We start from the raw sequence: 20,990 nt of genomic DNA on the forward strand, positions 1-20,990 counted from the left end.
CCGCCGGGTGGTCTTTTGCAGGTAAAGGCAACGGTACGGTAAAAGGGAAGAAAAAGGCTCGTGATTATTTTTACTAAGGAACCGGAATATGGTATAGTTTTTCGTATGAAATTGAGGTGACGAACTTGTTTGAAATGTTAATCCCAAAGCTCCGTGTCAATACGGTTTTTGATATTAACCTAGAGGAATTATATGAGCAGGGGTATCGGGGGATCATTACCGATTTGGATAATACCCTTGTGGGGGCCAAGGCACCGGTAGCCACGCCCGAACTGGTCGTTTGGTTCAAAAGGGTGAAGGAGATCGGTTTCCAGCTAATCATCGTCTCGAATAACCAGCTTGAACGCGTGTCTAAATTTGCGACGCCGCTGGATATCCAATATGTGCATGAAGCCCGTAAACCAAGCAATACCCCGTTTCGCAAAGCGATGAAGATGATGGAGCTCACGCCGGATAAAACGGTTGTTGTCGGTGACCAGATGCTGACCGACGTATATGGCGGAAATCGGCTGGGTCTGTATACGGTATTGGTTATGCCCATCGCCATCAACGATGAGGGGTGGTTTACGCGCCTGGTCAATCGCCGGGTGGAGCGCATCGCATTGACCCGTTTGCGCAAGAAAGGATTATGGATGGAGGAGGAACCGAAATCATGACGTTGCCTACTGGCGGAGAAGACATCAAGAAGTGCAGCGGCTGCGGCATACAGCTACAGAGTGCAGCACAGGACAAGCCGGGCTATTTGCCGGAGAAGGCTTGGGACCGCGACCCGGTTATTTGCCAGCGCTGTTTCCGGATTAAGAATTATAATGAAGCGTCCTCGGTCGCCGTAGACCAGGATGAGTTTTTACGGCTGCTGGGACAGATCGGCGGCAAGAACGCGCTTGTCATTCATATCGTGGACCTCTTCGATTTTGAAGGGAGTCTTATTTCGGGACTGCAGCGGTTTGTCGGCAACAATCCGGTGATTCTGGCCGTTAACAAGACCGATCTTCTCCCGAAGGTCACCAATTGGAACAAGGTTCTTAATTGGGTGCAGAAGCAGTGCAAGGAGCATGGACTGAGGACCGAAGACATCGTGCTCTGCAGCGCGAAGAAGAATCAAGGCTTTGAGCGGCTGCTGGAGACGGTTGCGCATTACCGAGGCGACCGGGACGTCTACGTGGTTGGCGCCACGAATGTGGGTAAATCCAGCTTGATCAATCGTCTGATCCGCGACTACAGCGATCTGGATCAGGAACTGACCGTTTCCCGTTATCCGGGAACGACGCTGGACATGGTCAATATTCCGCTGGACGACGGCCGGTATATTATCGATACGCCAGGCATCGTGTATCCATGGCGCTATAGCGAGCTTGTGAGCCGTGAGGATTTGGGGACGGTCATGCCGGAGCATCCGCTGAAGCCGATGGTGTACCAGTTGAACGAAGGACAGACGCTCTTCTTCGGGGGTTTCGGCCGTTTTGATTTTCTGCAAGGAGAGCACCAATCCTTTACTTGCTTTATCAGCGGCAGATTAGGCATTCATCGGACCAAGCTGGAACGGGCGGATTCGTTATTCGCCGAGCATGCCGGAGAGCTCCTCTCACCGCCGACCAAGGAACGAATTGAAGAACTGCCGGAGTGGACAAGACATGAAATCCGTATTCCTAAGGGGACCCGCCAAGACGTGTTTATCTCGGGGCTCGGCTGGATCAAGATCAATGGTGAACAAGGAGCGCTCGTGGCGGTTCATGTACCTAAAGGAATCAAAGTTCTGTCGCGTCCATCCTTGATATAAGTGTTAACATCGCTTTGGTACACCGCCCGGTTTATCATGGGAGAGATAGGGGAGAAATGAAAGTGAATCCAATGATCGAGCGTGATTATTTGCTCCTAGGCGTAATGGGGGACCCTATCGGTCACTCGAAATCACCGGCTATGCATCATGCGGCCATTACCGCCCTGGGTTTGTCAGGGGCCTATGTACCCCTTCATATACGTCCGGAGGGGCTTGGTGACGCCATCCAAGCTGTTAAAGCGCTGGGATTCCGCGGAGTGAACGTAACGATCCCGCACAAGGTGGAGGTTATGAAGTATCTGGATGTCGTCGATGAAGGGGCGCGGCGCATCGGTGCCGTGAATACCATCGTTAACGACAATGGCAAATTGACCGGTTATAATACGGACGGCATCGGCTATGTTCGTTCATTAAAGGATGAAGCCTGCCCCGATCTTAAGGGAAAACGCATCGTCGTCATCGGCGCCGGCGGAGCGGCCAGGGGGATCATCTATGCTCTTACCGGTGAAGAGCCCGAGAAGATTTCCATAGTGAATCGGACATCCGACAAAGCGCTGGCATTGGCCGAGGAGTGGAGTGCGCTTGCCGACTTGAGGGGATACGGAGAGGATCATGCCAGAGAGGCATTGTCGGATGCCGATGTCTTGATCAACACCACCTCGGTGGGGATGTTTCCCCGGGTTTCCGAGCTTCCCGTTCCAGCGGAATATATACCGGAAGGGATCGTTGTCAGCGATCTGATCTATAATCCGTTGAAGACCGAGCTGTTACGGGAAAGCGCGCTTCGGCAATGCACGGTGCATGGCGGACTCGGAATGTTCATCAACCAAGGGGCGTATGCATTCGAGTATTGGACAGGTCTGACGGCGCCCGTACAGGCTATGAAGGAAGCGGTTCTGACCAGCTTCCGATCCGAGGTTTAATATCTTGTTTATTGATTAATGCTTATGCAAAAGCTACAATATAGCTTTCGACAAGCAGCAGGCTTTAATAATTGAATATTTAAGGAGTAATGACCAAGCATGTTAACAGGAAAGCAAAAACGACATTTACGTTCGCTTGCGCATCATCTGGATCCGCTGTTCCAGGTAGGCAAGGGAGGCAGCAATGAGCATCTGATCCGGCACATTTCCGAGGCCATTGAGAAGCGGGAGCTCATGAAAGTATCCGTGCTTAACAACTGTCTCGAAGATCCCCGCGAAATCGCCGAGGAGCTTGCTGAAGGTGCCGGGGCGGAACTGGTTCAGGTTATCGGCAAGACGATCGTGCTTTATAAGGAATCGAAAGACCACAAAACCATCGAATTGCCGTAAAGGAGCCCTGATCGCTCCAACTTGGCGGATATAGAATAACTCTCTTATTAGGGGAGGTGAACCCGGATGAAGGTAGGGATAATGGGCGGAACCTTTGATCCCATTCATATCGGGCATATGCTCGCAGCCGAGTGCGCGCGGGACGCTTACGATCTGGAAGAGGTATGGTTTATGCCCAGCCATATTCCCCCGCACAAGGAAGATGCCGGCGTAACCGGCCTGATGAGGCTGGAGATGACCGCGGAGGCTGTAGCCGACCATCCATCTTTTCGTACATTGGATTGGGAAGTGAAACGCGGCGGCGTATCCTATACCGTAGACACGGTTAGAGAGCTGCGGGACACGTATCCCGAGCATGATTTCTCGTTCATTATCGGGGCGGATATGGTAGCGTATCTTCCCAAGTGGAACCGGATCGGGGAGCTGGCGGAAATGCTGACTTTTATTGGGCTTAACCGTCCCGGAACCAGACTATCGGTGGAGGATCTGCCTGATTTCCTGCAAAAGGTGGTAGTGACAGCGGAGATGCCGCTGATCGAAATATCCTCCACCCTGATTCGGAGCAGAGCCGCGTCAGGCTCGTCCATCCGTTATATGGTGCCGGACCGTGTATACGATTATATTGTTAGGAGCGGTATTTATGGAGTACAGCCGTGAAGAACTCATTGAAGCGGTATCCTCTCAGATGCCGGCAAAGCGCTGGGAGCACACCAAAGGCGTAATGGAAACCGCGGTCATCCTTGCGAAGAGGTTCGGGGCCGATCCGGTTAAGGCGGAATTAGCCGCCATCCTGCATGATGTGGCCAAATACTGGCCCGTGCAAAAGCTTCATCAAATGATGGTGGAGCACGCGCTCTCCGAAGAGCTGCTCCATTACGATAAGCAGCTTTGGCATGCTGAGGTCGGTGCGTTCGTAGCGGAGCACGAATATGGCGTGACGGATGCGGAGGTGCTTGATGCCATCCGTTACCATACGTCAGGACGCATAGGCATGACGCTGCTTGACAAAGTGGTCTGCCTTGCGGATTATATGGAACCGGGACGGGATTTCCCCGGCGTGAATAATATTCGCGAACTGGCCAACCATAGCCTTGAAGAGGCGCTTGCAGCCGGTTTTGATTCGACGATCGGACATCTGCTTTCGCGCAGACAAATCATTTTTCCGTTGACGGTACAAGCCCGCAACGATCTAATTAAGCAATTGGAGGCGAATTCATGACGTTGAACCCGAATGAATTGTTAAATGTGGCAGTAACTGCCGCTGAAGATAAAAAAGCGATGGATATCGTGGTCCTGGATCTCAGAGGAATTTCCCTGATCGCCGACTATTTTGTCATTTGCCACGGTAACTCGGATACACAGGTGCAGGCAATTGCAACCGAAATCCGTAAACAGGCTCATGATGCGGGAGTAGCTCTGCGCGGACTGGAGGGAATGGATGCAGCCCGCTGGGTGCTGATGGACCTCGGAGACGTGATCGTTCATATCTTCCATCGCGATGAGCGCGAATATTACAACATCGAGCGACTGTGGTCGGATGCTAAAGTGGTGGAGAACGTATGAGTTTGATTGCCGGCACATTAACGAAACTCGTCGTTTCCAGAGAAGTGTCCCCTTACGGTTATTTTCTGGATGGCGGAGATCGGGATGTGCTTCTTCACTATTCGGAGCTCACGGGTAAAATTGAGCCTGGGGATACGGTAGAGGTCTTTATATTCTTCGATACGGAAGACCGCCTGGCCGCAACGATGAAGAAGCCTTACCTTACGCTGGGCGAAACCGCTAAGCTTGAGGTGGCGGACGTTCATCCGCGCCTTGGCTGTTTCCTCGAGATGGGGCTTGGCAGGCAGCTTCTGCTTCCGATCCGGGAATTGCCGGAGATGCGGGAGCTTCACCCCCAAGTGGGAGATCATGTGTTTGTCATCATGGAGCATGATAAGCAAGGACGACTTCGCGCCAAACTCGCCGGAGAACAAGAGCTTGCTCCGCTTGCGTTCCATGCGCCTGAATCGTGGAAAGGGCAATGGTTCACTGCCTTGGTGTACAAACCGCTCCAGATGGGGACGTTTGTCATCATCGATGGCGGTGTGATCGGTTTCGGCGCAATCGGCATGATCCACTCCTCGGAACGGACGCGCATGCTGCGGCTTGGCGAAGAGGTGAAGGTCCGGGTCAGTCATATCCGGGAAGATGGCAGGGTCAACCTGTCGATGGTTCCGCAAAAAGAGATCGGCCGGACGGATGATGCAGACCGGCTGCTTGCTTTTCTGAAGGAGCGTCCGGGCCATGCGATGCCGTATTCGGATGAAACGCCGCCCGACATTATCAAGCAGCGGTTCGGCATTAGCAAATCCGCCTTTAAACGCGCGCTGGGCAAGTTGATGAAGGACGGTTTGGTTACGCAAAAGGACAGCTGGACGTACATGGTCAATCAAGAGGAGAACTCCGGTTCAAACGAATAACCCGGCAAGGTAGGGGAAGCTTCTAAGGAAAGTGGTGTCATCATGTTGTCTTACCGCAAGTTTGCTTACGTATATGATCAACTCATGGAAGACATGCCGTACCCGGATTGGATTCGCTTTGCGAGAACCGCCTGGGATAAGCACGGAATGCCAAAAAGCGTCGTTGAGCTTGGATGCGGGACGGGCAGTATCACCATTCCGCTTGTAAACTCCGGTTTCGAGGTGACAGGAATAGATCTGTCGGCAGATATGCTCTCGGTTGCCAGACGCAAGCTGGAGGGTACACCCCAGGGGCATCGATTGTTCCGAGAAGGCAGCGTCCGCTGGGTACAACAGGACATGCGTTCATGGGAGCTGCCCGAGCAGGTGGATTCCGTCATTTCATTTTGTGATTGTGTGAACTACCTGCTGGAAGAAAAAGACATACGCTCCGCTTTTGCCAGGACTTACAACGGTCTCAAGGATGGCGGCACGTTCCTGTTTGATGTGCATCACCCGAACACGCTCCTACGTTACGACGCAGAACAGCCATTTGTGCTGGATGAACGGGAAGTATCCTACATTTGGACATGCGACCTGGATGAACGCCGGATGGAGATTGAACATCATCTCTCCATCTTTGCGCGGGATAACCAAGATCCTACGGTCTACCGTCGCTTTGAGGAAACGCATGTGCAGCGGGGATATGAACCGGAATGGATGAAGGTCGAGCTGGTTAAGGCCGGATTCCGGGATGTGAAATGTTATGCCGATTTTGAGTGGTTGGAAGCGGACCAGGATGCATCCCGGCTGTTCTACGTTGCCGTCAAATAAACGAATATCCTTTTTGCGAGAAGCATTTTCTTTGTCTGTACAGACGAAAGAAAATGCTTCTTTTCGTTGTGTAGGGATTCATTATATTCAAAGACATTTCTTTTCTGCTTTATTTGACTGTGGTTAAGGTTCATTGGAAGGGATATGGGTTTGCTTCCAGGACTGTGCTACGATGAGGGATAGATAAGATGAACAGAAATGAGAGCGCTATCTAAAAGAATGATTCTATGCATCCGGTACGCTCTGAATGTCACTATAGTTCAATGATGGTCAAATGATGCATAAGCTAGTTCATTAGGTTAAGAGAGGATGAATGAGTCATGAAACTGTCCGTATTCACAGTCGCAACCCCTGATTTACAGCCTGAGGAGTTGGCAAAAGCCGCGGCGGATGCCGGTATTGAAGGGATCGAATGGCGCTTTAAAGAGATTCCTGCCGATGCTGCCGAGGAGAAGCCTTCCTTCTGGCGGCATAACCGCTGCTCCATGGATCCGAACGGCACGCAGGAGGATTGGCTCAGGTTTCAGCAAGCAGCCGACAAGCATGGACTGCGCAGTCTGGCGGTCGTTCCTTATCTGACCTGCGGTGATGTGGAAGGGACGGAGAAGGTCATGCAGGCGGCCAAGCTGATCGGAGCCTCCTTTATACGCGTGGGTATTCCGGGATATGACCGAAAGCGCAATTACAACGAGCTGTACGACCAGGCGGTCCGTTACCTGCATGAGGTACAGGATCTCGCTGCGGCTTACGGTGTCAAGGGAGTGGTGGAAACGCATCATCTTACGATCACCCCGAGCGCCGGACTGACGCACAGGCTTGTATCCCACTTCAATCCGCAGCATATCGGCGTGCTGTATGATCCGGGCAACATGGTCCATGAGGGTTACGAGAACTACCGGATGGGCTTGGAGCTTCTTGGTCCCTACCTGGCTCATGTCCATGTAAAAAACGGGGGTTATCGCAAAATGCCTGCCGAGGATGGTACCTCTGCGGCGTGGTCCGGGGAATGGGTTCCGCTTGACCAGGGGGCCGTGCCATGGAAGCAGGTCATACAGGATCTGCAATCGGTTGGTTACGAAGGTTACTACGGAATCGAAGATTTTAGCGGAACGTTTGAGTCCAGGGAAATGCTTCTTCGTTTTGCCGAGCAGATGAAGCTGTGGTCAGAGCAGAAACAAAACGCGTAGGTCACTTTTGAAGGAGGCTACAGATATGGATCAGGTAAGAGTAGGGGTTATTGGACTGGGGATGGGTTTTTCGCATGCCAGAACGCTAGCGTCCGGGCGGATCAAGGGCGCGCGGCTTAGCGCGATATGCGATCTGAATCCTGCCAAACAGGATGAAGCGAGGGAAACGCTGCCTTCGGACGTGAAAATATGGAGTGATACGGGCGCTATGATCTCATCGGGGGAGATCGATGCAGTCATTATTGCGACGCCCCATTATGCCCATCCTCAAGTGGCGATCGAGTGCCTGAATCATGGACTCCATGTCCTGATCGAGAAACCGGCAGGCGTTTACACGAAGCAAGTACGGGAAATGAACCGCGCGGCTGAAGCCAGCGGCAAAGTATTCTCGATTATGTACAACCAGCGCTGCAATCCGCTGTACAAGAAGCTGAAAGAGCTCATAGAAGACGGTGAACTCGGGGAGATCCGGCGGATGAACTGGATCATAACGAATTGGTACCGGTCCCAGAGCTATTATGATTCAGGCGGATGGCGAGCTACCTGGGCTGGTGAAGGCGGAGGGGTGCTGATTAACCAGTCCCCGCATCAGCTGGACCTCTGGCAGTGGACGACCGGCATGATGCCAAAGAGAATTCGTGCATTTTGCGCCTTCGGCAAGTACCGGAACATCGAAGTCGAAGATGACGTGACGGCTTATGCGGAATACGAGAATGGTGCTACGGCCGTGTTTATTACGACAACGGGTGAAGCGCCGGGCACTAACCGATATGAAGTGACGGGGGACCGCGGAAAAATCGTCATCGAGGACGGCAAGCTTACCTTCTGGCGCCTCCGTGTGCCTGAGCCGGAATTCAATCGGCAGTTTACCGGGGGCTTCGGCGAACCGGAATGCTGGAAATGCGAGGTGCCGATCTGGGGGGATAATCCGCATCATAGCGGCATTATCCAGAACTTTGCGGATGCCATTTTGCATGGAACGCCATTGATTGCCCCGGGTGAAGAGGGAATCCATGGATTGACGCTGTCCAATGCCATGCATCTGTCCACCTGGACCGACAATTGGGTTGATCTGCCTCTTAACGAAGACCTGTATTACGAAATGCTGCAGGAACGGATCACACATTCTTCCGCTCAGAAAACGGTCAAGGAGATCGGGGCGGTGGATATGAGCAAAACGTTTGGATCCTACTAAATTATAATCGGGGGGCGCGTGGTATGGACCGCAGTAATGGAATGCTCTATGCGCCGGTGGGCAAAGCCCAGCCGGTGTGCAAGCCCGGAGAGTTTATGTTTGCCGCCATGTCGCTGGAGCATGGCCATATATACGGCATGTGTAACGGATTAATCGAGGCCGGGGCGACGTTGAAGTGGGTGTATGACTCAGACCCCGCGAAGGTTGCGGCTTTTTGCAAGGCTTATCCGAGTGTAACGGTCGCTTCGTCCGAGGCACAAGTGCTTCAGGATGCGGAGGTTCATCTGGTAGCGGCTGCCGCCATTCCTTCGGAAAGATGCGAGCTTGGCCTGAAGGTCATGTCGCATGGCAAGGATTATTTTACGGATAAAACGCCTTTCACCACGCTGGAGCAGGTGAACGCAGCTCGCGCGAAAGCCGAGGAGACAGGTAAGAAGTACATGGTCTATTACAGTGAACGGCTGCATGTGGAGAGTGCCGTCCATGCAGGAAGTCTGATCCAGGACGGGGCAATCGGGCGAGTGGTGCAGGTGATGGGAACAGGACCGCACCGATTAAATGCGCCCTCCCGTCCGGACTGGTTTTTCCGTCATCAACAGTACGGCGGCATTCTGTGTGATATCGGCTCCCACCAGATTGAACAGTTTTTGTTTTATGCGGGCTGCCGCGATGCCAAGGTGCTCAGCAGCAAGGTGGGCAATTATGCGAATCCGGAGTACCCGGAGCTGGAGGATTTCGGAGATGCAACGCTAGTGGGGGACAACGGGGCCACGAATTATTTCCGTGTCGACTGGCTGACACCTGGAGGCCTTGGCACCTGGGGCGACGGAAGAACCTTTATTCTGGGCACAGAAGGATACATTGAGCTTCGCAAATACATCGATATCGCAAGGAATCCGCAGGGCGATCATCTGTACCTGGTTAATGGCGAGGGAGAGTTTCATATGGAGCTTCGAGGCAAGGTAGGCTACCCATTCTTCGGAGAGCTTATCCTCGATTGTCTGGAACGTACGGAACATGCCATGTCCCAGGAGCACGCCTTCAAAGCCGGAGAGTTGTGCGTGATTGCCCAAAATGAAGCCGTGCGCATTCCATAAAATCATATATAATAGAGAAAACCCCGTTACGTTGAGGGTTATATAACTCCAAAATCGCTAAAGGGGCGATTCTCTAGATGACCTCATCTTCCCATATGATGCCGGGATTTGATCGCATGCAGCTGCAAGCGCCGTTTGATCTGATCTATTACAATGAACGGCCGTTGTCGGGCGGGCAGTTTCATTCGCATGCTTTTTATGAGATTTATTACTTTCACGAAGGACGCTGCACTTATTTGATCGGTGATTCCATTTTTGCCCTGAAGCCGGGGGATCTGCTCCTGATGAACGGGCTCACGCTCCATTGTCCGAATGTAGAGCCTGATTCCAGATACGTCAGAAGCATTCTGCATTTCGATCCTGCCTGGATTTGCAAGGGGCTTTCGGAGACGGCCAGATCGATATTGCTGGACCCCTTCGAAACGCTGCGTAATCATCGCATGACACTGACAGGGGCAAACCGTGACGAATTCGAAGGGATGCTGGCCGATATACATCGTCTCTCGGCATCCACGACCGGTTTTCGCCAGGAGCGGATGACCTTGCGTATTCAGGAGATGATGTACGTCATCGCGGACTGGTGCCAGGACGCTGTGCAGGATCAGGACTCCATCTCCGAGAAAGAGCGGCATGTCCAGCATGTCGTATCGTTTGTCGAGGAAAACTACATGCATGATCTGACGCTGGAGCGAATCGCCCGCGATATGCATATTACGAAACACTATTTATCCTCCTTGTTTAAGGAGGTTACCGGAACGACGGTGTTTAAATATTTGTATCACCGGCGGATTAACCAAGCTAAAATTTTGCTCAGGCTCCACCCGCATCTCAGCATCACGGAAATCAGCCAGGCATCAGGTTTCAAGCATTTGGCTCATTTCAGCCGGATGTTCAAGGCCATGGTCGGGACGACGCCGGAATATTATCGCAGAAACGGTGAAGAGCTTCCGTTGACTTGATCGGACTTTTTGGGTATAATAGCCACATTAAAACGGTAATATGAACGCGATGATGAGGATCAATCGTTCCACTTTCGATCATGCAGAGAGCCGGTGTCTGGTGAAAACCGGTTGACGATAGGGATGAACTCGCCTCGGAGCAATGGTGTTAACCCGGCCGCTGGAGGGCTGTATTCCGGCAGATTCGGCCGCTGAAGCACCGTCGTCTCATCCGCGATAAGGATGCAAAGGGAGTGAAAGGCAAAGCATGCCTTTGGCTAACTAGGGTGGTACCACGGGAATCAAACCTCTCGTCCCTAGCGATCAGCGCTATGGATGATGAGGTTTTTTTGTTTTTTGGGCAATGGCATAGGCCTTGTCTCTCGACTGTGAAGGAGGAGCAATGAAGTATGACGGACAATCAACCAACCGGCCACGGCTACCAGCCGCAGGCCATCGAACCGAAATGGCAGCAATACTGGGATGAGAACAAAACCTTTAAAACGGAAGATTCATCATCCAAACCGAAATTTTACGCACTGGATATGTTTCCGTACCCATCAGGCGCAGGCTTGCATGTAGGACATCCGGAGGGGTATACAGCGACTGACATCGTGTCCCGTTACAAGCGGATGCGCGGATACAACGTGCTTCATCCTATGGGATGGGATGCTTTCGGTCTGCCAGCGGAGCAGTATGCAATGGATACAGGCAAACATCCTCGCGAGTTTACCGTGCAGAATATTGATACGTTCCGCCGCCAGATCAAATCTCTCGGCTTCTCGTATGATTGGGACCGTGAGATCAGCACAACCGATCCGGAATATTATAAATGGACCCAGTGGATCTTTATCCAGCTCTATAAGCGCGGTCTTGCCTATGTGGCTGAAGTGCCGGTGAACTGGTGCGAAGCGCTCGGTACCGTGCTTGCGAACGAAGAGGTCATCGACGGCAAGAGCGAACGCGGAGGCCATCCGGTCGTACGTAAACCGATGCGCCAATGGATTCTGCGTATTACCGAATATGCGGATCGTCTGCTTGAGGATCTGGATGAACTGGACTGGAGCGAAAGCCTGAAGGATATGCAGCGCAACTGGATCGGCAAATCCACAGGCGCTGAGGTCTGTTTTGACATCGAAGGTTACGATGGTCATCTGGAGGTGTTCACAACCCGTCCGGATACGCTGTTCGGGGCAACCTACTGCGTCCTGGCGCCGGAGCATGACCTCGTCGATAAAATTACGCCAGCCGATCAGCGTGAAGCCGTCAAGGCTTATCAAGATCAAGCAGCCCGTAAAAGCGACTTGGAGCGGACGGATTTGGCCAAGGATAAAACCGGTGTATTTACGGGTGCATACGCCATCAATCCGGTAAACGGCGCTAAGGTGCCGATCTGGATCGCGGATTATGTGCTTGCCGGCTACGGAACGGGGGCCATCATGGCGGTTCCGGGTCATGACAGCCGCGACTGGGAGTTCGCGAAGCAATTCGGTCTTCCGATTATTGAAGTCGTTCAGGGTGGAAATGTCGAGGAGGAAGCATACAGCGGCAGTGGCGCGCATGTGAATTCCGGCTTCTTGAACGGGTTGGACAATGAAGCGGCTATCCAGGCGATGAATGAATGGCTGGAAAAAGAGGGCAAGGGCAAAAAGAAGGTAACTTACCGTCTGCGCGACTGGCTGTTCAGCCGTCAACGCTACTGGGGTGAGCCGATTCCGATTCTGCATTTGGAAGACGGAACGATGAAGACCGTGCCTGAGGATCAGCTTCCATTACTGCTGCCGGATGTGGATCAGATTAAACCTTCCGGTACCGGCGAATCGCCGCTGGCTAACGTTACGGAGTGGGTGGAAACGGTAGATCCCGAAACCGGCATGAAAGCCCGCCGCGAGACCAATACGATGCCGCAATGGGCTGGCAGCTGCTGGTACTACCTGCGTTACATCGATCCCCGTAATAATGATGAATTGTGCTCTAAGGAGAAGCAGAAGGAATGGCTGCCGGTTGACCTCTACATCGGTGGTGTGGAGCATGCGGTGCTTCATTTGCTGTATGCGCGCTTCTGGCACAAAGTATTGTATGACCTGGGCGTTGTCGATACGAAGGAGCCTTTCCAGAAGCTGGTCAATCAGGGTATGATCCTGGGCAACAATAATGAGAAAATGAGTAAGTCCCGCGGCAATGTCATCAATCCGGATGATATTGTGAACGAATACGGTGCCGACACGCTGCGCGTGTACGAGATGTTCATGGGGCCGCTGGAAGCGACCAAACCATGGAACACCAACGGCGTTGAAGGAACACATCGTTTCCTCTCCCGGGTATGGCGTCTGTTCATCGGGGACGACGGTCAATTGAACCCTAAAATCGTGGAAGGCGAGGGTACGGACGAATTCAAACGTACGCTGCACAAAACGATTAAGAAAGTAACGGAAGACTTTGAGCATATGCGCTTTAACACAGCGATCAGCCAGCTGATGGTATTCATCAACGAGGGATACAAGACGGAAGAGCTTCCGCGCAAAGCGATGGAGAACTTTGTTCAGCTGCTTTCCCCGCTGGCCCCTCACCTGGCTGAAGAGCTGTGGAGCCGTTTAGGCTACACGGAGAGCGTAACCTACGTGCCATGGCCGGAGTACGACGAGGCTTGGACTGTAGAGGCCGAAGTTGAGATTGTCGTTCAAGTTAACGGCAAAATCGTAGAACGTGCCAAAATCTCGAAAGACATGGACCAAGAAGCCATGCAACAACATAGCCTCTCCCTTCCAAATGTCAAGCAGGCGCTGGAAGGAAAGAGTATTCGCAAAGTCATTGCCGTACCGGGTAAACTGGTCAATATCGTGGCCGGTTAATCGTAAAACCGAAGGCAGCATCCAGTTTGGCCAAATCCTCCTCATACTTGTCGTGTGTGGTTTTGATCAATTGGTAGAACAATCCGTCCAGGTTTGAATCCAGCAGTGCCAAAGCCTGGGCCGTGATGCCTCCGGGAACCGCCACCCGCTCTTGCAGCTGTTCGGGGGAGAAGCCCTCCTCCGTTAGCAGCTTGCCGGTGCCAAGCAGCATTTCACCGGCTAATGCATTCAGGGTCCTGCGGTCGATTCCGGTCATTTCAACGGCAGCGTCAATCCATTTTTCCATGAATAAACTTAAAAAAGCAGGCCCGCAGCTGGAGAAATCGGAAGTGATTCGCGTGTGCGATTCCAGTATCTCGAGCGGCCTGCTGATATAAGACAGGAGGCTTTCTATAAGCTGCCTGTCTTCTTCTTTTATTCGGGAACCATACATGCATAACGATGCTCCGCCTCCAGTTAAGTTGGTGATGCTCGGTATGATTTTCGCCACCTTGCAGGGCAGCGATGATTCCAGATGGATCAATTGGACCGGACTCGTGATGGATATCGCGATTTGCCGGGCTTCAAGCCGGTCTTTGATTTCGCTGATGACCGATTTGAATTCGAGCGGCTTGATACATAGGAATAGCAGGTCGCTCTGAGAAGCCGTCTCCGTGTTACAGCTGCATACCGTCAGACCGGGATGGCGTGTTGCCAGCTGCAGCGGCTTTTCAGGGCTTCGGTTGCTGACCCGAATCTGCTCAGGCAGGAGTGCGCCCGATTGAATGAAGGCATCGATCAACAGACTACCCATGCTGCCCGTACCGATAAAACCGACCTTCATGTGTATGTTCCCTCCTTTCGCGCTTTACGGCAGAAATGTACCGTCCTTACGTTTAATGTATGCGGGGAAGATGCCGATTCATGACGGTTTTTCATGCGATTTCGGTGGGGAAACCGAAGAATATTCATGGGTTTGTACCAGATGAACTTTAATGTTAAGGAGGGGTCATAGATGAAACGGATATCTTTAGGTTGGAGTCTAGCCGCGACGATTGCCGGCTGTGGGTTTATCTTGTTTGCCGGCGGTACGGATCGGGGGATCGAGGGCTGGCAGCCGCTAAACGATCAGCTGGAGCAGGTGGTTGCCATCGAAGACAATGCGGGTGTGAAGACGTCCGGGGCTGATTCCCGGCATAAGGATGTGGAACAGGCTGAAGCCTCTGCTGAAGCCGGAACAGATTCGAAGAATGCTGCAGAGACCGCTCAGGCTGGGCAAATCGAACCTGCAAGTAACGTGAAGGACCCCATGCCAAACCACGACCAAGGTGCGGCAGGGAGCAGTAGAGCAGATCATACGGCTCCTTCTTCAGCTTCTGCCCAATCTGCTTCGTCTTCGGTTCCGCCTCAGGCTGAAGATGTCGGTCAGCAGTTACAGCAACAAGCCCCTGTTAACCGTACAGCGCAGCCACCAGCAGCTCCGGATTCATCCGGGTTGATTAATGTCAACACGGCGGATGCTGCAGCGCTTATGGAGCTGCCTGGCATTGGCGAAGCGAAGGCCAAGGCCATTATCGATTACCGGAATCAGTTCGGTCCATTTCGAAGTCAGGCTGACTTGATGAACGTAAAAGGCATCGGGCCCAAAATGCTGGAGAAGATGAAGCCTTACGTCGGACTTTAGCTATGTGCTACAATAAAGGGGATATTGATAAGGAACAGGTGACAGATGATGAGTGCAGATCAACGTAAAGATTGGGATACTTATTTCATGGATATTGCCTTTATGGTTTCTACCCGCTCTCAATGCCCGCGGCGTCATGTCGGTGCGGTGCTGGTGCAGGGGAAGAAACTGCTCGGAACGGCTTATAACGGTGCGCCGATGGGAGTGCCTGATTGCTCGGAAGCGGGTTGTATGATCGCTGAGGACTATGAATTGGTTGTACAGGACGGTAAGGAGAGCATGGTGAAGAAACAGCGCTGCATCCGGACTATTCATGCCGAGCAGAATCTGCTGCTATTCACGGACCGGATCGATAGGGAAGGCAGTACGGTGTACGTGACGGATGAGCCCTGCTGGACCTGTGCGAATATGCTTGCCAACAGCGGCATTGTCGAGGTTGTGTTCCACCGTCCTTATCCGAAGGATTCGGGCAAGGTGTCCCGCATGATGGAACAGAAGGGGATTTTGTTCCGGCAGCTTGAAGCGTATGAGCCGCCGCGCGAAACCTTGATGACGGTAGCGGAATGATTCATGAATATAAGGGTTACGGAAAAAAATGAATAGAAAATCACAGAGGAAGGACCTTTGACTGCGATATGCAGGCAAAGGTTCTTTTTCATTTAATGATGAAGGGATTTGTTCAGATCATGAAGCGAAGGCCGTTACTTGTGTTTACCGTGTTTTGGGTAATCGGCAGTGGTGCCGCATGCCTGTACGATGGATGGAGGCTGGCCGTGATTGCTGCCGGGCTGATTCTCATACTGCTTGCTGTATGTCATTGGGCGGGGGCGGGGCGTCTTTTTTCACTCTGCATGCTGTTCTCCTTGTGCGTGTCGGGTACTTACTGGGAATGGCATGACGCGGTGAATGTAAGTGATTTCGAGCAGGTCCTCTCCGGGGAGACATCGACGGATACCGTTCCTGTTACTGCGTTCGGTGTAATCACATCCCCTATAGAAGCGGATGGTGACCGTGCGGATTTCAATGTTTCACTGCATCAAGCTGCTCTCACGCTAGCCGAGCCTCCAGCGTCGCAAAAGCAAGCGAATCCGGATAACGGCTCCATGCTGAAGACGGATGATATCGTGAGGGTTCAAGTAAAACTTCTGGACAAAAAGGAGCTGGAGATCGTTAACCGTTGGCAGCGCGGGGACCGCATCGAGCTGACGGGAGAGTTGCAAAAACCTGGAGAAGCCCGCAATTTTGACGGATTTGATTATCTTCAATATTTGCGAACCCAGAACATTCATTGGATGATCAAAGTGAAAGGCTCTGAACAAGCGCAGGTTACCCCGCCTGAAAGCTGGAATTTAGGTCATATTCTACGATGGACTGATGCCGTTCGCGAGAAGCTCGGGGGCAAGCTGGATCAATTGTACGACGGAATCCATGCAGGTTATATGAAGGGACTTGTCATTGGCAATCAGGATGATCTGGATCCCGATACGTTTATGGAGTTCTCGCGTTTGGGATTGACTCATATTCTTGCGATATCGGGCATGCATGTGGCTGTGGTTGTGGGATGCCTCTTATTCGTATGCACAACCCTTCGAATGACGAGGGAGACCTCGCTGACTGTGGTCATGTGGCTGATTCCCGTATATGTCCTGCTTACCGGGGCGAGTCCTTCTATCGTCCGTGCCGGCATCATGGGGATGATCGGTTTGTATGCCGCACGGCGGCGACTTTTGAAGGATGGACTGCATATTCTTAGTGTTGCCGCGCTCGCTATGCTGCTGTGGAACCCGTATTTTCTTGTAAACGTCAGCTTTCAGTTGTCATTCATCGTGACTGCGGGCTTGATGATATTCGTACCGAAGCTGATGCTGCTGCTGACATTCTTGCCCCGCTGGCTTGCGGGAACCGTCGGAATCACGGTCGTAGCGCAGTTGATCTCCTTTCCCCTTACCATTTATTATTTCAACCAAGTGTCGCTGATATCGGTCTTTGCCAATTTGATCCTGGTTCCGGTTATTAGCCTTGTGGTTCTTCCGTTAGGAATGGTGTCTTTGCTGATGGGGTGGGTATGGATGGGAGGAGCTAGCTGGTTGGCGGCTGTAGTGGAATGGCTAAACCAAATAACGTTCCGAATCGTTGAATGGATGAATGGTTCATCCGCTTTTATGACATTGTGGCCATCCCCGTCGTTAGCCTGGATTCTGTGTTATTTTGTTGTTCTGTATTCATTGCTGTCCATTCTGAAGAAGAGATCCGGAAGTCGCCAAGAAGAGCGGAGCGGGTCGGATGATACCGTTCCATTGGCTGGACACGTACCCTTGGATAATAAAAGAAGCTTGTCTGGGGCAACCGGCATGTTTCCGCTTGTGGATCAATGGGCCGGTGCGTTGCGATGGAGAGGGTTTCTTCGCGCCAGTGATTATATCGAACGCTACGCAGCGAGAACTGCAATCGTGCTGCTGTCCGGAGCTTTGGTTTTTCTGCTGTACGGCGGCTATCAATCTCCATCTATGCACGGAGCGGGACTCGTGCAATTCCTGGATGTGGGACAAGGGGATGCGATATTGGTAACAACACCTGAAGGCAAGCACGTACTCATTGACGGTGGTGGAACGGTGAATTTTCGGAAGGAAAAGGATGCCTGGAAGGAAAGAAAGGCTCCATACGAGGTGGGAGCGAAGGTGGTGGTTCCGTTGTTGAAAAAACGGGGCGTGCACCAGCTTGAGGCTGTCATCATGACCCATGGAGACCAGGATCATATAGGCGGTCTGCAGGCGGTTTTGCAGGAAATCCCCGTAAAATCGGTTGTGTTCAATGGGACCTTGACCGAATCCGCCACCTTCAGAAAACTGATGTTAACGGCCGTTCAGCAGGGCATTCCCATTTACGAAGCAGGAGTTGATCGGGAAGTATGGAAGCTTGACAGTCATACGGAAATACAATTTTTAGCACCTGTTTTCCCGGAAAGTGGAGAAACGATAAAACCATTACCGTTGATTAAGGAGCAGAATCATGCTTCACTAGTATTTGTCCTTCAGATGAACGGCAGTCGTTTCTTATTTACAGGTGACACGGACCAAGCCGCCGAACATAAAATATTGCTGCACCTGGAGGAACGATCTCCACAAGATGATTTAGTTTCACGGGGTGCTGCTGCCGATGACCGGATCGATGTCATGAAGGTTGCCCATCACGGAAGCAAAACCTCGACATCCGCGCTATGGTTGAATGCATGGAAGCCGAAGGCATCGGTTATTTCCGCTGGCGTCAACAATATGTACGGCCACCCTCATCCGGATGTGGTAGGCCGGTTGGAACGTTCCTCGACGCTCATCTATCAGACAAACCTTCAAGGTGAAATACAGATGAGGATCAAGGAGGGACAAATTGAGACGCGTACGAAGCTTCCGTAAAGGCAGCCGCTGTCCTTGGGACATCGATTCGTAGTATGATCTTTTATAGGAAAATGCAGCGGTGACTATCATCTTTATATTTGGTATAGTTAGATGAAGTTTCTAAAAAAATAATAGGTTACATACTGCAACATTTTTTTTATTCTATCCGTCTGTATGTATGCAGGGAGAGGGGGATCCACTGTGGTGGAGCAGGGACTCATAAGAGCCGCTCAATCGGGCGATCGCGACGCTCTAATCACCCTATTGCGAGAAATTGAGCAACATGTTTACCGAACTGCTTATTATATTTTAAACAATGAACAGGATGCCATGGATGCAGCCCAGGAAGCACTTATACGTGTATATACGAAGATTAACTCCTACGAGGAGAAGGCTCAGTTCAAAACTTGGGTCCAACGGATTGTCACCAACATATGCATTGATAAATTCCGCAGGACCAAGCCGACGGTTTCCATCGATGAACATGATCTGGTGTTTCGGGATAATCTCGATGTAGAACGGGAAGTGATGTCGGGATATTTGGCCCAGGATATTCAGGAAGCCATTAATCAACTGCCGGATCATCATCGCACGGTCATTGTCTTAAGGTATTTGCAGGATCTATCCTACAACGAAATTGCTGATTGTCTGAACCTCCCGCTCAATACGGTGAAATCCTATTTGTTCAGGGCCAGGCAGCAGCTGCAGAATATGCTCCAAGAGCATCAGAAAGGTGGTGTATCAGGATGAATTGCCAAGAGGTGGTGGAACGTATGCACCGGTATTTGGACCGGGATCTCACTTCGGAGGAGACGGCCCAAATGTACCAGCATATTGCCGTGTGCCCCATGTGTGCGGAGACCTTTAATATATTGAAATCATTGAACAGAGAGCTTGAGGATCTTCCGGCCGTAACCCCGCCTGTCAGTCTGGTAGACGCTATTATGCCTAGACTGGATGCCATCGACCGTGATCGCCAGAACCTTGTTGAACCTCCAGTCGTGAAAAGCCAGGAGCCAGCCGAAATGATGCCGGAAATGCGGCGTCCGCGACGTGCGGGCAGCTGGTGGAGCACGATTGGCGGGAGAACTGCTATCGGGGCCGCCGCGGCTGTACTTATTTTCGGCGTAGCGATCTTTAATCATGAACCGAAGATGTTATCCGATGCGGAGATTCCATACGAAGAGGCTAGCACGACCAGTGCCGGGGCGAATGACGAATCGGCTGCGACGCAGAGTCAGGAAATGGCTCAGCCGTTTGCCGCCGAAGGCGGTACGGAGACGGGTGGCGAATCGAATGAGGGAAACGATTCTTCCGCAAGTCTGCGGAGTTCGCCATCGGAATCGTCATCGGAAGCTAATGCCGACACTGCCCCGGATGATACGAAGGCAACACAGGAGCCATCGGATGCGGCTAATGGCACCAAAAAAGATGTCACAGCACCCGATACTTCGGTCCAAAAGAAAGATGATGGGGAACCTCAAGTGTCAGACCAACCTGCAACGAGCAACAATGAGGTGCCAAAAAACAATACCACAAGTCCGTCTGACCCTCCCGCCAGTGAACCGGAGCAGGGCTCTGAGACCATGGATGCCCAGACTTCGCCTACGGAATCGGCAGATACCTCGTCAGAGATGGTGCCTCCAATTAGCGATCCTTCCGGCGATGCAGGCACGGGAAGCACGGAATCATCCGACAGGTCAACCGGATCGTACCAAGGACTGGCGATGGTACCGGAACAGTGGTCGTCCCCGGACGGTCTCTACCGAGCTTCGCTTGAAGCCGATCATCTGATTATCTATCGTCTGCCATCGGGAAGCCAAACTTCGCCTGAGGCGGTTGAAACGGTTGAGACGATTCCGCTCGGCGGAAGCTGGGTATCCGGTCAATGGTCGGAGGACGGCTTAACGTTTAAGTACAAGGTGCAGACCCATAACGAATTGGTTGAATCCGTCTATTCCGTTGAGAAGTCTAAGCCACCGGCGTCTACGGGGCAGAAGCAGCCTAAACCATAGAAATGTTCAGAGATATATACAATCGGTGCACCAATGCCGGGAGATATGAATACACTATATATTAGAGAGAGCATGATACCAACTACCGTCGTATGACCGGCGGCGAGGTGTTTCTAGAGCATACTTGCCGGCGTTTATATAGATGTGTTGGGACGAAGGGACCTTGCCGCTGCCAAAAGCCGAGGTCTCTTTGTTTTCGTATGGGCGATGTCATTTTTATGCTTGTCGTCTATCGCATTCAGGCACTCTTTTTTGGTATAGTGTACAGAGTAGAAAGGGGGGG

Annotated in this window: 20 protein-coding genes and 1 other annotated feature; of the genes, 19 read left to right on the forward strand and 1 reads right to left on the reverse strand. The window is 52.1% G+C overall.

Translation table 11 applies throughout. The features are described from left to right. Nucleotides 1-125: 125 nt before the first annotated feature. The 14 genes from OHJ21_RS00815 to leuS all read left to right on the forward strand — a co-directional run bounded on the left by OHJ21_RS00815 (nucleotide 126) and on the right by leuS (nucleotide 13,637). On the forward strand, nucleotides 126-656 hold the full coding sequence (locus OHJ21_RS00815) for a YqeG family HAD IIIA-type phosphatase (protein ID WP_100535870.1): 531 nt from the start codon (nucleotides 126-128) through the stop codon (nucleotides 654-656). Further along, nucleotides 653-1,780, forward strand: coding sequence for a ribosome biogenesis GTPase YqeH (gene yqeH, locus OHJ21_RS00820; RefSeq protein WP_394057175.1), 1,128 nt, complete (start codon nucleotides 653-655; stop codon nucleotides 1,778-1,780). The genes OHJ21_RS00815 and yqeH overlap by 4 nt, the downstream gene beginning before the upstream one ends. Nucleotides 1,781-1,836: 56 nt before the next feature. After that, nucleotides 1,837-2,703, forward strand: a complete 867-nt coding sequence (locus tag OHJ21_RS00825; RefSeq protein WP_486019173.1) for a shikimate dehydrogenase — start codon at nucleotides 1,837-1,839, stop codon at nucleotides 2,701-2,703. 99 nt (nucleotides 2,704-2,802) lie between these two features. Then, entirely contained in the window at nucleotides 2,803-3,093 is a 291-nt protein-coding gene (gene yhbY / locus OHJ21_RS00830) for a ribosome assembly RNA-binding protein YhbY (protein ID WP_076320548.1), read from the forward strand. Between the two features lie 66 nt (nucleotides 3,094-3,159). Continuing rightward, nucleotides 3,160-3,750 (forward strand): nicotinate-nucleotide adenylyltransferase, encoded by a 591-nt coding sequence (nadD, locus tag OHJ21_RS00835; RefSeq protein ID WP_100535873.1) that lies wholly within the window; start codon nucleotides 3,160-3,162, stop codon nucleotides 3,748-3,750. After that, nucleotides 3,734-4,312 carry a bis(5'-nucleosyl)-tetraphosphatase (symmetrical) YqeK gene (gene yqeK, locus OHJ21_RS00840; protein WP_326093948.1) on the forward strand — a complete coding sequence of 193 codons (579 nt, stop codon included), beginning with the start codon at nucleotides 3,734-3,736 and terminating at the stop codon, nucleotides 4,310-4,312. The genes nadD and yqeK overlap by 17 nt, the downstream gene beginning before the upstream one ends. Beyond that, entirely contained in the window at nucleotides 4,309-4,656 is a 348-nt protein-coding gene (rsfS, locus tag OHJ21_RS00845) for a ribosome silencing factor (RefSeq protein ID WP_127592159.1), read from the forward strand. Before yqeK ends, rsfS begins: the two co-directional genes overlap by 4 nt. Further along, entirely contained in the window at nucleotides 4,653-5,555 is a 903-nt protein-coding gene (locus OHJ21_RS00850) for a CvfB family protein (RefSeq protein WP_100535875.1), read from the forward strand. Before rsfS ends, OHJ21_RS00850 begins: the two co-directional genes overlap by 4 nt. A 42-nt stretch (nucleotides 5,556-5,597) precedes the next feature. Further along, nucleotides 5,598-6,368 carry a class I SAM-dependent DNA methyltransferase gene (locus OHJ21_RS00855; RefSeq protein ID WP_326112485.1) on the forward strand — a complete coding sequence of 257 codons (771 nt, stop codon included), beginning with the start codon at nucleotides 5,598-5,600 and terminating at the stop codon, nucleotides 6,366-6,368. 320 nt (nucleotides 6,369-6,688) lie between these two features. Next, nucleotides 6,689-7,555 (forward strand): sugar phosphate isomerase/epimerase family protein, encoded by an 867-nt coding sequence (locus OHJ21_RS00860; RefSeq protein WP_100535877.1) that lies wholly within the window; start codon nucleotides 6,689-6,691, stop codon nucleotides 7,553-7,555. A gap of 25 nt (nucleotides 7,556-7,580) precedes the next feature. After that, nucleotides 7,581-8,750, forward strand: a complete 1,170-nt coding sequence (locus tag OHJ21_RS00865) for a Gfo/Idh/MocA family protein (RefSeq protein ID WP_486019174.1) — start codon at nucleotides 7,581-7,583, stop codon at nucleotides 8,748-8,750. 23 nt (nucleotides 8,751-8,773) lie between these two features. Next, nucleotides 8,774-9,847 (forward strand): Gfo/Idh/MocA family protein, encoded by a 1,074-nt coding sequence (locus tag OHJ21_RS00870; RefSeq protein WP_100535879.1) that lies wholly within the window; start codon nucleotides 8,774-8,776, stop codon nucleotides 9,845-9,847. 77 nt (nucleotides 9,848-9,924) lie between these two features. Then, entirely contained in the window at nucleotides 9,925-10,806 is an 882-nt protein-coding gene (locus OHJ21_RS00875; RefSeq protein ID WP_100535880.1) for an AraC family transcriptional regulator, read from the forward strand. Between the two features lie 40 nt (nucleotides 10,807-10,846). Continuing rightward, nucleotides 10,847-11,107 (forward strand) — a binding site (T-box leader). 88 nt (nucleotides 11,108-11,195) lie between these two features. Then, nucleotides 11,196-13,637, forward strand: a complete 2,442-nt coding sequence (gene leuS / locus OHJ21_RS00880; protein ID WP_100535881.1) for a leucine--tRNA ligase — start codon at nucleotides 11,196-11,198, stop codon at nucleotides 13,635-13,637. On the opposite strand, the gene comER is transcribed toward leuS, so the two are convergent. Beyond that, a complete protein-coding gene (gene comER, locus OHJ21_RS00885; RefSeq protein ID WP_486019175.1) occupies nucleotides 13,618-14,460 on the reverse strand; it encodes a late competence protein ComER in 843 nt (280 codons plus the stop codon). The two genes, leuS and comER, sit on opposite strands and share 20 nt — an antisense overlap. A gap of 171 nt (nucleotides 14,461-14,631) precedes the next feature. Between comER and OHJ21_RS00890 the strand changes: the two genes are divergently transcribed. The 5 genes from OHJ21_RS00890 (at nucleotide 14,632) to OHJ21_RS00910 (ending at nucleotide 20,707) form a co-directional block, all read left to right on the forward strand. Continuing rightward, nucleotides 14,632-15,300, forward strand: coding sequence for a ComEA family DNA-binding protein (locus OHJ21_RS00890; protein ID WP_486019176.1), 669 nt, complete (start codon nucleotides 14,632-14,634; stop codon nucleotides 15,298-15,300). A 48-nt stretch (nucleotides 15,301-15,348) separates the two neighbouring features. After that, on the forward strand, nucleotides 15,349-15,867 hold the full coding sequence (locus OHJ21_RS00895; RefSeq protein ID WP_100535884.1) for a deoxycytidylate deaminase: 519 nt from the start codon (nucleotides 15,349-15,351) through the stop codon (nucleotides 15,865-15,867). A 140-nt stretch (nucleotides 15,868-16,007) separates the two neighbouring features. After that, on the forward strand, nucleotides 16,008-18,710 hold the full coding sequence (locus OHJ21_RS00900; protein WP_486019177.1) for a ComEC/Rec2 family competence protein: 2,703 nt from the start codon (nucleotides 16,008-16,010) through the stop codon (nucleotides 18,708-18,710). Nucleotides 18,711-18,893: 183 nt separating this feature from the next. After that, nucleotides 18,894-19,442, forward strand: coding sequence for an RNA polymerase sigma factor (locus OHJ21_RS00905; protein WP_036644490.1), 549 nt, complete (start codon nucleotides 18,894-18,896; stop codon nucleotides 19,440-19,442). Then, a complete protein-coding gene (locus OHJ21_RS00910; RefSeq protein ID WP_486019178.1) occupies nucleotides 19,439-20,707 on the forward strand; it encodes a zf-HC2 domain-containing protein in 1,269 nt (422 codons plus the stop codon). Before OHJ21_RS00905 ends, OHJ21_RS00910 begins: the two co-directional genes overlap by 4 nt. Nucleotides 20,708-20,990 lie beyond the last annotated feature (283 nt).

The sequence above is a fragment of the Virgibacillus sp. LDC1 genome (assembly GCF_025792345.1).
GTDB lineage: Bacteria > Bacillota > Bacilli > Paenibacillales > Paenibacillaceae > Paenibacillus_AQ > Paenibacillus_AQ lautus.